Origin of the sequence: Geomicrobium sp. JCM 19055 (assembly GCF_000698185.1) — a bacterium.
GTDB classification, from domain to species: domain Bacteria; phylum Bacillota; class Bacilli; order Bacillales; family Marinococcaceae; genus Geomicrobium_A; species Geomicrobium_A sediminis.
The window spans coordinates 19,555-32,206 of record NZ_BAXL01000016.1 but is presented as its reverse complement, the minus strand read 5'-3'; the positions used below and the strand labels follow the sequence as shown (position 1 = coordinate 32,206).

Below are 12,652 nucleotides of genomic sequence, written 5' to 3'. Positions count from 1 at the left end.
CACTTATGATTCTTCTTCGCCTTCGTCTTTTGAATGCAATCGTTGAGCAACGGTCTCTGGTTGGACCGCTGACAGTATAACATGGTCACTATCTGAAATAATAACCGCTCGCGTTCTTCTTCCATATGTAGCATCGATCAGCATGTTACGATCGCGACCTTCTTGAATAATTCGTTTAATCGGTGCAGATTCAGGACTTACAATGGTAATAATTCGATTTGCTGAAACCATATTTCCAAAACCGATATTAATGAGTTTTACGTTCATTATGTTACCCTCCTTTTCTGCACGTCGTTTATTCGATATTTTGCGCTTGTTCGCGTAACTTTTCAAGCTCAGCTTTGAACGAAACGACACTTTTGGAGATTTCTGCATGGTTGGCTTTAGAGCCAATTGTATTTATTTCACGATTCATTTCTTGAAGAATAAACTCCAGCTTACGACCCATCGGGGGTTGTTCAGTAAGCGTTTGTAAAAACTGCAATCGGTGCGAATGTAGTCTCGTTAATTCTTCTGTAATATCACTCTTATCTAGTAAAAAGGCAATTTCCTGATGCAACCGCTCATCGTGTCCATCTAATAGTCTATACGACTCAATTAGCTTTAACTCTAAGCGTTCACGATACATCGTTTCTACTTCAGGTACATGCCCTTTTATCTTAAGCTCCATCTGTTCGAGCTCGAGCAATCGCTCATAAACATCACCGTACAAATACTCTCCTTCTGTTTCTCTCATGCTTAGTAGCTGAACGAGAGCGTCCTTCGATGTGTTTAGAACAAGTTCCTCCAAACCGTTTGTCGTCGACTCATCATCAACAACTTCAATGATCCCTAAATCAATTAAGCTTAAATCGAGCGAGATCTTCTGTTCAACATTCTCCGTTTTCATAAATCTACGCATTGTTTTGATGTAATCATCATACAATGTTTCATTCACTTGGAGTTTTTTTAGACGACCTCGATTTTCTTCAATCTCAACTTTCAGATCAAACTTTCCTCGGTTTACCCGAGACTTTATAAGCTTTAGAAGGTCTTGTTCTATGTGTCTTAGTGAAGTAGGCAACTGCATATGAACATCTAAAAACGATGATTTACGGTACGCATTTCGACGAGTAACTTTCCACCTGAAAATGTCTGTTCTGCTCGTCCAAAACCAGTCATACTATTTACCATTCGATTCACTCCATCATTTTATTTTATACGTTTTTGCTTTAGACAACAAGTAGTTCACCGTTGTCTTTAAAAAGAGAACCGCGAAATTTGCTGAAAAGAAGTCGGATTTTCGTTGTCGTTTTTTTACTATTACATATATTACAAGGTGGGAATTTATGGTACATTATAAGTAGAAAAGATGTGAAACTTTTCCCAATTTGAAACGTCTATACTACGACCAAGTTTTATGGAGGGGAATTGTATGAAGCCGTTACGTTTATTGCCTATTGTAGGACTATTCGTACTAAGTAGTGCTTGCGGTGTTGATGAAGAAGTGATGGCAAGCGCACCTGTATTTGGAGAAAAACCACTTCACGAATTACGTGAAACTCCAACTCATAAAGTGAGTGTTTATGACGAAAATGATGAAGATTTTCATGTAGAATTTACGCGAGATGAATTGCAAGAAGATGAGCTACGCTCTTTTGCAAAAGAACTTGCCCGTGGCGAGAACGGTTATGATCAATCAATGAAAACCCCTAAGAACATCGACGGTCAAGTCGAAGGCGGCCAAGACCAAGTGATCTTAGACGAAAATGCTCTTGTTGAGAATATATTGAATCATTCGTATTATCATGATTCTATTAAACTACCGATCGAAGTAACGTCTCCTAACGTTACTGACGATGATCTACAAGCTATCTCCGATGAGACAATTGGATCATTTTCAACGTCTTTTGATGCAAGCACAACGGGAAGAGTTGAGAACATTCGTTTATCAACCGAAAGTATCCACCGCTCTATTCTAGGTCCTGGCGACCGCTTTTCGTTCCATGAAGTCGTTGGGCCTGCAACTGCAGAACGAGGCTATCAAGAAGCCAATGTAATCGTTGATGGGGAGTTCACCAATGGTATGGGTGGTGGCATTTGCCAAACGTCCACAACCCTTTACAATGCCGTAGAACGTGCGGGACTCGACATTGTTGAACGTCATCACCATTCATTGCCGATCAGTTACGTCCCAGAAGGTGACGATGCAATGGTAAGTTGGGGATGGGCGGACTTTAAGTTTGAAAACGGTCACGACTTCCCTGTTATGATTACTGGTTCTGTTGATGCATCTAGCGGGCAAGTCACGTTTGAAGTTACGGCTGCCGAAAGCATTTAAGGTGAGGTTAAGAAGCGAGATTCTCAGGAATCTCGCTTTCTTTGTTCAATCACGTAAATTCTTTTTGTTTACTTTTCCAGTTTGTTCGTACGGAAGCTGTGAACGAAAGGTTATTTTTTTTGGCATTAATTCTCGTCTTGCTTGTTCTTTTAACCAGCGTCGTAACTCTTCTTCTGTTAACGCGCTAACTTTAGGCTCGACAAAGGCATGTAGCCGCTCCCCAAAACGCTCATCAGGGATACCGACAACAGCCACTCGTTCAACCTGTTCATGTTCGTGTAACAGTTGTTCTAATTCAATTGGATAGACGCTAATTCCTCCCGATAGGATTTGTTCATCTTCTCTTCCTCGGCTATAATAACGTCCTTTTTCGTCTTTCACTACGAGATCTCCAGTTGAATACCAGCTTTGTTTCGCCTTTTCCATACCGCTCTTCGTTAAAATTTGCAATGACCCAGTCTCTTGACTGTTCGCCACCTTGCCTCTTGTGTCTACAACTCTTGCTTTCATCCCTTTAATTGGTTTGCCTAACGCTCTTGGGTCCTGTCGTAAATCGTTTGGAGTAGCGATGAAATTTAACCCTGTTTCTGTCGTACCGAATAAATTGTGTACAACGGGGCCAAACAACTCGGTAGCACGCTGAATCAGTGGTTCATTTAACGGCGCGCCACCTGAAGCGATGCACTGAATCGTTAGCTTTTTTGGTGATTTGACTTGGACAAGATCGTGTAGCATCGTCGGTGTCACAATTAAAAGATGAACGTTGTGATCTGTCATTCGCTTCATCACGAGGTTTGCGTTAAACCGTTCATCAACAATCACTTCTTTCCCAGCAGCAACACACAATAAAAAAACCGCAAACCCGTAGCCATGGTACATCGGCGTTGCGATGTAAGCGTGTTGATGATGCTTCATGTTTAGGGTCGTTATACATGCACGAAATGGAGCCAAATAATTCGTCAATGAGGGTTTGTGCGCGATTGCTTTCGCTTTCCCAGTGGACCCTCCTGAAGGAATAATCACCCGATTAACACGTGCCCTACCAGGACGTTTCTTAGCAGCTTTTGTTTGCTCTATCTCTTGGACGGTAAGTGCTGCCACGTTGTCCGTAAATGAGTATGTACTGTCGTGAATGATGGCTTTTATGTTATTTTCCGTGCAAAAGGCATGAAGCTGCTTCGTAGACAACGACGGGTTCATCAAAAACACATCAGCTCCTATCGACGTACAAGCAAATAGCAACGTCGTAAACGACGTATTGTTCGTTACGACGAGAGCCACCCGATCTCCTGATTTTATGTCAACTTCATGGTTACTCAATTTACGAGCAGTGATGAGCACTTTCTCATGCAAATCTTCGAAACTCCACACAACACCATCACTTCTAACCATCGGAGCGTGTCGATACGTTCGTTTTGCAAATTCTAACAACGCCATAACGTTAACGCCTCGACGTACACAGGAGTACAAGAGCGTAGCCAGTGCTTTTGGATGTAGTAAACGAATGTTATATAATGCTTTCAATAATTGAATCAATGGATGCTACTCCCCTTTTACAACTCGATCACTTTATAAACTCACTTTTCTTGAACTATAAAGCTTCGCAAATGTAAGCCACCACGGCTCATAACGTTTTTTCTGTTTAATCGTCGCAGCAATGATTTTTATCGCCGCTTGTTCTGGCGACATTGCAGGCATTTTCTCGTAGTGTTTTGTAGGCGCAATCATCGGCGTTCGAACGAGCGGCAAATAGATGCTCGTTACGTTCATTCCACGCTTCTTTACTTCTGGTGTGACCGAGCGAAGCCACGTATCAAAGGCACTTTTTGATGCTTGATAAGCGGCAAAGTGAGACATCGGAGGTAATTGGCAATTAATCGTAGACACATTCACGATCTGGCCACCACGTTTCTCTAGTAGCGGCAGCATCGACATAACAATTGCAGCAGGTGCTTCATAGTTAATATTCAGCGTTCGCTTTACATCATGGAAGCGATCCAATGATTCATAGAGCGATCGTCGAATTGACAGTCCAGCATTTGATAGCAATACATCAATACCGTCCGTCTCTTTTTGAATCGTATGTAAAAAGTGCTCACGTGCTAATTCATCGCGTAAATCGAGTGCATAAATGGATACAGTAGCGTTTTGTTTTTGTTCAACCACTCGTTTTACCTCGTCCAATCGTTCATGGTCTCTTGCTACTAAGAGAAGGTGGCACGTCGCATTAGCGAATAGGAATGCCATCTCTTTACCAATACCGGAGCTTGCACCTGTAATGAGAACGGTTTTCTTGTTGAATGCTTTTGCTATTTGTCTTTCGTTTAGAGAGGTTTTCGGAAAGAGCAATGCTTCTACCAGTTGGTTCATGTTAATCACCCGGATCCAGTTTACCATATAATGTGAATATTGTTAGTTTACATAATTATTTTACTGTAACTTGATTGTTCTTTTCATCGTTGTTTATGAATACGACGTCTGTTCATATGACCGACTTTTGTGTTTCCGTTTTTTTTATGATTTTAGCGTTAATGGGGAATCTATTCCCCATTAACTTCAGAATTTGTTTGATGTTCACCGTGAATATAGCCACCGAGTCCTGCAACTCCATGCGCGATGTAATCCGCTCGCAGTGGAAATCATGACTCCAGTTCAGTTTATAAAACATAAGAACGGAAACTCGATTAAATTCGAGCTTCCGTTCTTTAGTTAGAGACTTTTTCAGTGCCCTCAAGATCTTAAGGCGACCTTTTAGAGCAACACTTCATGCTATTCTCCTTTTTTTAAGACCAGACCAGCTTAACGCAACAGTTGGAATGGCTGCGAGACCAACAATGAGGAACCATTCGTTTAAGCTAAGTGCTGTTGTATAGAAGATTGGTTGTAAGAATGGTACGTAAATAACGGCTAACATCATGACGAATGAAAGAACGACGGCAACGACGAGCGCTTTGTTACTAAACGGATTTCGGTGGAACACCGAGTATTCGCTACGACAATCAAACACATGAATCAATTGTGCGACGACGAGCGTAGTAAAGGCTACTGTCTGCGCCTTCGTTAAATCTGGAATACCGGCAGTTCCATACAATGTAACGACAAAGCCGATGAGGGTCACCGCACCAATTAGAAAGCCTCGTGTAATAATTTTAACTCCGAGACCTCTCGCGAAGATCCCTTCTCTTGGATGCCTTGGCGCCCGTTTCATCACGTCATTTTCCGCTCGATCAACTCCGAGTGCCATCGCTGGTAAACCATCCGTAACGAGGTTAATCCATAAGATTTGGATCGCAACGAGTGGCAACGGTAAACCGAGTAAAAGTGCAAACAACATGACTAAAATTTCCCCGACGTTTGAAGCAAGCATATAACGAATAAACTTACGAATATTATCATAAATCGTACGACCTTCTGCAATGGCAGCTTTGATCGTCGAAAAGTGGTCATCCGCTAGAACGAGTGCAGCAGCCTCTTTAGCTACATCCGTTCCCGTCTTACCCATCGCAACGCCAATATCGGCAGCTTTTAATGCTGGTGCATCATTTACACCATCACCTGTCATCGCAACAACGTGCCCGTTTTGTTGCATCGCTTGTACGATGCGGAGCTTATGTTCAGGTGTGACACGGGCAAATACGTACGTTTTGCGACGTGCTTTTTTTTAGTTCACCATCGTTTAGTTGATCTAGCTGACTGCCAGTCATAACAGAACCGTGTTCTGGAAGCATATCTAGACTCTCTGCAACTGCTTTTGCTGTGTCCACATGGTCACCGGTAATCATAACGGTTTTAATGCCGGCTTCACGGCATTCTTTAATGGCATCTTTCACATCAGCCTTGGCGGGTCCATCATCGCTTGTAAACCGATTAACGTCATGTCTTGTTCAATGTCTACACCAACGGTCGCCCCTTCAGGCAATGGTCGAACGGCTACAGCAATCGTCCGCAATGCTTTTTTTGCCATGCGACTTACCGTTTGATCCCATTTGGAGCGCATCGTCATTGACAGCGACTTCACTTCACCACTTACTTGAACACTCGTACATCGAGAGATTAAGACGTCTGGTGCACCTTTTGTAATGACAAACTTTTGTCCTTCGCGATTTCGAACGATGACGGTCATGCGTTTACGATTTGAATCAAATGGAATCTCATCGAGTCGAATCCACTCATTCGTTAATTGCTGCTGATAGACGCTGTGCCTTGCTGCTGAAACAGCTAGTGCTACTTCTGTTGGTTCCCCACTTACGGTAAACTGATCCGACGATTTCACGTGCTGTTTGCGGTCGCTTACCTCAAGTTGTAATTCTGCATTGTTACACAGCAGTCCATAAGTGAGTAAATCTTCACTGTCCTTTTGAACCTTTGTTGGCTTTTGGTTACTTAAAAACTTGCCTTCGATCCCTTCGCCTTCAACTTGTACATGCTGTGAGAATGTCCAAAGTTCTGTTACTGTCATATCATTTTTCGTTAACGTTCCCGTTTTATCTGAACAAATGACGGAAGCACAACCGAGCGTTTCGACTGCTGGCAAACGTCTTACGATCGCTTTATGACGGATCATTCGCTGTACGCCGAGCGCTAGTGCAACAGTTACAATTGCTGGTAGCCCTTCTGGAATTGCTGCTACAGCGAGCGATACACCTGCCAAGAACATTTCATATGCAGGTTGTCCTTGCATAATACCGAGTAGAACGACTAGAATTGTTAAGAAAATCGCACCGACAATGAGGATTTTACCTAACTGCTCTAGACGACGCTGCAGTGGCGTGGAGACACTTTCAGTCGATTGCAACAAATGCGCAATTTTCCCCATCTCCGTTTTCATTCCTGTATGAACGATGACGCCTTTTCCGCGTCCTCTCGTCACCATCGTGCCGGCAAACGCCATATTGTGTTGATCCGCAAGAGCTGCCTCACTGTTTGAAACAATGTGCTCATTTTTTTCAGAAGCGACAGATTCACCCGTTAACGATGATTCTTCAATAGCAAGTCTCATCGTCTCGATTAAGCGGATATCTGCACTAATACGATCTCCGTTCTCTAGTTGTACGATATCTCCGGGGACGGCATATTGAGAAGCAATGTTCGTCCATTTTCCATCTCTAAATACGGTAATTTCTGGAGCAGATAATTCTTTTAACGCTTTTAACGATCGTTCAGCCTTTCTCTCCTGTACAAAACCGAGAATGGCGTTGACGAGAACAATTCCCATGATGACCAAGGCATCAATGTATTCGCCCAGTAAGCCTGATACGAACGTTGCGACAAGCAAAATAATAACCATAAAATCTTTAAACTGTTCTAAGAACAAAATCGGCCATGGAGTTGCTTTTTCTTCTTGAAGTTTATTCTGACCATGGATGTGTAGTCGTTCTTCTGCTTCTTTTTCCGACAAACCGGTCGTTACTTCCGTGTTTAACTTCTTATAGACCGTAAGCGGATCGATTTGATGCCATTTCATCTCTTCCCACCCCACAGCTTGGACTTCTCAATCCATCCTATTCAGTGAGTCTGGAAAACATGCTATACTGTTGAGGTTAGAAAGGGTGAAATTATGTCTTACGATGGATTTGTACTACGTTCTGTCCTAAACGAGTGGCAAGAAAAACTTGTTGGTGGCAGAATTACGAAAATCAAACAACCGAGCGCAACCGATATTTATATGACGATTCGAAATCAACGTCAAAATATAACCGTACTTCTTTCCATTCACCCAAGCTTTGCTCGCATGCATGAAAGCACGAGTCCTGCGGGCGATCATCAAGAACCACCAATGTTTTGCCGAATGCTAAGAAAGCATCTTGAAGGTGGATTCATTAAACGGATTGAACAAACGGATCTAGAACGAGTGGCAACATTTACTATTGAATCAACTGATGAGATTGGTGATCGTGAAGAGAAGAAACTCATTGCTGAGATTATGGGTAAGCATAGCAACTTAGTCTTAGTTGCAGCGAATGGTAATATCATTGATGCGATTAAACATATTTCTCCAGCAGTAAACCGTCATCGAACGCTTTTACCAGGTCAAACGTATACGAGCCTCCACAACAAGAAAAGCAAAATCCTTTGTCTGCAATGACTGATGATGTCTACCGGGCAATTGATTGGAACAGTGGCAAAATCGATAAGCAACTCGTGAGTCGTTTTTCAGGAATGTCTCCCCTCTTAGCAAAAGAAATTGTTGAGCAAGCAGGCATTGGCGATCGATCAACCCTTGCGAAATCTTTCTTGGACATGATGGCAACGCTCAAGACGCACACGATTCAACCGACGATCCATCAATCTCCTCAAAATAAAGAGTACTTCTATCTTTTACCACTCTCACATATTGGCGGAGAGAAGACGACGTTTACGTCAACAAACGAAATGATTGCGCAGTTCTATAGTGGAAAAGCAGAACGGGATCGCGTAAAGCAGCAAGCGCACGATTTAGAACGTTTCTTAAAAACTCAGCGCCAAAAAAAATGAGCGCAAGAAAAAGAAACTCCAACAAACTGAACAGTCTTCATTAAAAGGATTAGAAAATCAAAAGCTCGGCGAGTTACTCACCGCCCACATGCATCTTATGAAACTAGGAGATCGTGACGTGGAAGTCGTTGATTATTACGACCCTGAAGGCCAAACGTTAACGATCGCCCTTAACCCTGAAAAAAAGTCCAGCTGACAACGCGCAGCATTACTTTAAGTTGTACAACAAAGCGAAAAGTGCCCAACATGCGGTAAAAGAACAACTTAAACAAACGGATGAAGAAATTCTTTACTTTGACAACTTAATTCAACAAATGGATTACATTTCTCAACATGAAGTCCAAGACATCCGAGACGAGCTTGAAGAAGAAGGTTACTTGAAGCAGAAACATCGTGGCAAAAAGAAAAACAAGCCTCAAAAGCCAAAACCAGAGCGTTATGAATCAAGTGAAGGAATCGAAATTTTTGTTGGCAAAAACAATAAACAAAATGAATTTCTCACGATGCGTTTTTCAAATCGCAACGACACGTGGCTGCACACAAAAGACATTCCAGGCTCCCACGTTGTCATTCGAAGCGACAACTTCCAAGAAGAAACACTTCACGAAGCCGCTCAACTTGCAGCTTACTTCTCGAAAGCACGAGAATCTGGGAGTGTCCCAGTTGACTATACATTAATACGACATGTGAAAAAGCCAAGCGGTGCCAAGCCTGGTTTTGTTACGTATGACGAACAAAAAAACATTGTTCGTCACACCAGAAGAACACGTCGTAAGGAAACTGAAGAAATAGGGGGAATCTTGCTTTGAAGTTAATTTTGAAACTGCTTCTAGGTGTTATCGGGGGTATTGTTGTTGGTCTTATCGCTGTTTCACTTCCGTCTTGGGTAATGGATGCGATCGTGACCTTCCAGATGATCTTTGGCCAATTTCTAGGCTTTATCATTCCTTTTGTTATTTTATTTTTATTACGAGTGGCGTTGCGAGCATGGGCGCAGGTTCTGGCAAAACCCTTGGTCTTACGACGGGAATCGCGTATACCTCTTCGGTTCTGGCAGGTGTATTCGCACTTATTATTGCTCTTGTCGTCTTACCATTATTCATTACTGAATCTGTTCCTATGGTCGGAGAAGAAGCAGGCTTCACGCCGTTATTTGAATTAGAAATTGATCCTGCACTCGGTGTAATTACCGCACTTGTCATGGCGTTTGTGTTCGGAATCGGTATTGCACGAACGAATTCACCGACATTAAAGTCATTTTTCGATGAAGGAAAAAACATCATTGAAAAGTTGCTGTGGAAAGTCGTTATTCCGTTCTTACCATTTTACATTGCAAGTATTTTTGCTGAAATGGCTGCAGACGGTACAGTTTGGGAAACACTTTCGTCATTTGCTCTCGTGTTAGTTTTAGCGATTGCTACGCATTGGTTATATTTAATTGGCGCCTTTACCATTGCCGGGTCTGTTGCTGGTCAAAATCCATTTTCAGCGCTTAAAAACATGCTACCAGCCTACTTTACAGGTCGGTACGATGTCTAGTGCAGCGACAATTCCAGTAACCGTCGAAGCAACGAAGAAGAACCGTGTTCGAGAAAGCATGGCAGAAACGGTCATTCCACTCGGCGCAAATATCCATTTAGCAGGTAGTACTATTACCATCGTATTAGCTGCAACCACGGTTATGATGATGTACGGCGATTTAGCAACACCAACGGTATTAGGGATGTTGCCATTCATCTTTGCCCTTGCCGTCATTATGATTGCAGCTCCTGGTGTTCCAGGTGGTGCGGTTATTGCTTCACTCGGATTACTCACGACAATGCTCGGATTTACTGAAGCTGCGGTCGGTATTATGATCGCCCTTTATATGGCACAAGACAGCTTTGGTACAGCAACGAACGTAACTGGCGACGGTGCGATTGCACTCCTCGTTGATCGATTTGTTAACGGAAAACATTCTTAATTAGACAATTAAAAACCGTCTACGATCACAATCGTAGACGGTTTTTTTATGTAATAACGGAACTTCTCCGTTCCATCATCACTGTACTTCGCCACTCTCCATTAAGCTTGGCGATATTCTCTCGTACACCAACATGTCGAAACCCACACTGCTCATGAATATGTATGCTCGCCTTGTTCTCACTAAGAATGACTGATTGCAACGTCCAAATCCCTTGTTCTTCTGAACGTTCTATAAGTTCATTGACGAGCGTCTTACCAATTCCTTTGCCGTGCTGCGATTCGTCTACATACACGCTCACTTCTGCAACGCCGCGATATGCGTAACGATTTGAGACCGGTGCAAGAGCCGCAAAGCCAACTACCCGTTCGTCAGTCACTGCCACACAACGACTATGATCGTGGTGTTTTTCATCCCATTCGGACCAAGAAGGTACCGTTGTTTCAAACGTTGCTAACAAAGAGTCAATCCCTGCTTGATAGATCGGCTGCATATGTTCATAATCTGCTTGTTCCATGTCACGAATCCTCAACAATAGCTCCTCCTACAAAAAAGAAACCACAACTGTGGTCTCTATCGCCAATTTTCTGGCGTTTTTTTGCCATTGCTTTAATTGTACTTGTTCTTCTTCTTGAATGACACCTTTTTTTAATCGCTTGTTCAATCAATGTTTCAAAGTCTGTTAACGTGTTGTGCGAGATGTTATGTTCAGCGAAGTTCTTCGTACCAATCTTTAATCCGTAAGAAAAGATCGCTACGACACCAACAACGACGCCACCAGCTTCTTGAATTGCATTAGCAACATCAATGGAACTTTTGCCGGTTGAAATAAGATCTTCAACGACAACAACACGATCACCTTTAGAGAGCTTACCTTCAATTAAATTGCCTTTGCCATGCTTCTTGGCACTTCCACGCACATAGATCATCGGTAATTCCAAGCGATCACTTACGATTGCTGCGTGTGGAATTCCAGCTGTTGCTGTCCCTGCAATCACATCACAATCAGCGTAGTTTTCAGTAATAACGGCCTTAAATCCTTCTGCAATCTCACTACGAAGTGACGGATGTGATAGCGTAAGGCGGTTATCACAATAGATCGGTGCTTGCAATCCTGATGACCACGTAAACGGATCATTTGGCTTTAAGCTAACGGCTTCAATGTCTAACAATTCACTTGCAAGTTGTTGTTTACGATTCATGATGAAACACTCATTCCTTTCCATTGTGAAAGCATGGCTTCATAAGCTACGCGAGGATCGTTATGCTCAGTAATGGCACGTCCGACAACGATGGCACTACTCCCTGCAACTCTTGCTTCTTCAGCTGTTGCTGCACGCTTTTGGTCATGCAAATTACCGTCATGATTACGAATTCCTGGTGTTAGTGTATAAAGATCATGTCCGAAAGTTTTCCGAAGCATCGCAACTTCGTGGACAGAACAAACGACTCCATCAAGTCCCGCTTCTACCGTTCGAGTCGTATAGTGATGAACCATCTGTTTAAGATTTTCTTGAATTAATAAGTCTTGTTTTAACATGTCTTCGGTCGTACTCGTCAGTGCAGTGACGGCAATGAGTTTCGGTCGATTTGCGCCTGATGGTGTACCCGCTTCAATGCCTTCCCTTGCTGCTACTAACATCTCTTTTCCACCGATTGCATGGGTCGTAATCACATCCACGCCGAAAGACGCCAGTTGCTTCATTGTTTTGCCTACGGTTGTCGGAATGTCATGACATTTCACATCCAAAAACAGATGATGGCCTCGTTCTTTCAGGTCGTGTATGAGCTTCGGTCCAGCTGAATAAAACAATTCCATTCCGACTTTAAGATCTGGTCGTACATCTTCGAATCTCTCTAAAAAAGCCATCGCTGTTTTTTTTCATTATTCATGT

5 protein-coding genes and 6 pseudogenes are annotated in these 12,652 nt (G+C 42.8%); 3 read left to right on the top strand and 8 right to left on the bottom strand.

Features of this window, described 5'->3' with window-relative positions; genetic code table 11:
* Positions 1-3: 3 nt before the first annotated feature.
* Positions 4-267, bottom strand: a complete 264-nt coding sequence (remA, locus tag JCM19055_RS14415) for an extracellular matrix/biofilm regulator RemA (protein ID WP_042360218.1) — start codon at positions 265-267, stop codon at positions 4-6.
* Positions 268-295: 28 nt separating this feature from the next.
* Positions 296-1,161: pseudogene (locus JCM19055_RS14410) on the bottom strand (YicC/YloC family endoribonuclease).
* 253 nt (positions 1,162-1,414) lie between these two features.
* Here JCM19055_RS14410 and JCM19055_RS14405 point away from each other — a divergent pair.
* Positions 1,415-2,320: a VanW family protein gene (locus JCM19055_RS14405; protein ID WP_052366386.1), complete on the top strand. Its 906-nt coding sequence runs from the start codon at positions 1,415-1,417 to the stop codon at positions 2,318-2,320.
* Between the two features lie 45 nt (positions 2,321-2,365).
* Here JCM19055_RS14405 and JCM19055_RS14400 read toward each other — a convergent pair whose 3' ends face one another.
* From JCM19055_RS14400 to JCM19055_RS29930, 3 genes and pseudogenes are all read right to left on the bottom strand, one after another.
* A complete protein-coding gene (locus tag JCM19055_RS14400; protein ID WP_042360217.1) occupies positions 2,366-3,856 on the bottom strand; it encodes a class I adenylate-forming enzyme family protein in 1,491 nt (496 codons plus the stop codon).
* Positions 3,857-3,889: 33 nt separating this feature from the next.
* The gene (locus JCM19055_RS14395; protein WP_052366385.1) at positions 3,890-4,690 is read right to left on the bottom strand and encodes an SDR family NAD(P)-dependent oxidoreductase; all 801 of its coding nucleotides are present in this window, start codon (positions 4,688-4,690) and stop codon (positions 3,890-3,892) included.
* A gap of 394 nt (positions 4,691-5,084) precedes the next feature.
* Positions 5,085-7,784 (bottom strand): annotated as a pseudogene (locus JCM19055_RS29930) (calcium-translocating P-type ATPase, SERCA-type).
* 93 nt (positions 7,785-7,877) lie between these two features.
* Here JCM19055_RS29930 and JCM19055_RS14380 point away from each other — a divergent pair.
* Both JCM19055_RS14380 and JCM19055_RS14375 read left to right on the top strand, forming a co-directional pair.
* Positions 7,878-9,586 (top strand): annotated as a pseudogene (locus tag JCM19055_RS14380) (NFACT family protein).
* A gap of 195 nt (positions 9,587-9,781) precedes the next feature.
* Positions 9,782-10,757, top strand: a pseudogene (locus tag JCM19055_RS14375) (dicarboxylate/amino acid:cation symporter).
* Between the two features lie 46 nt (positions 10,758-10,803).
* On the opposite strand, the gene JCM19055_RS14370 reads toward JCM19055_RS14375, so the two are convergent.
* The 3 genes and pseudogenes from JCM19055_RS14370 to pyrF form a co-directional block, all read right to left on the bottom strand.
* The gene (locus tag JCM19055_RS14370; RefSeq protein WP_265182202.1) at positions 10,804-11,289 is read right to left on the bottom strand and encodes a GNAT family N-acetyltransferase; all 486 of its coding nucleotides are present in this window, start codon (positions 11,287-11,289) and stop codon (positions 10,804-10,806) included.
* Positions 11,290-11,301: 12 nt separating this feature from the next.
* Positions 11,302-11,959, bottom strand: a pseudogene (gene pyrE, locus JCM19055_RS14365) (orotate phosphoribosyltransferase).
* A pseudogene (gene pyrF / locus JCM19055_RS14360) lies at positions 11,956-12,650 on the bottom strand (orotidine-5'-phosphate decarboxylase). The pseudogenes pyrE and pyrF overlap by 4 nt, the downstream one beginning before the upstream one ends.
* Between the last annotated feature and the right edge of the window lie 2 nt (positions 12,651-12,652).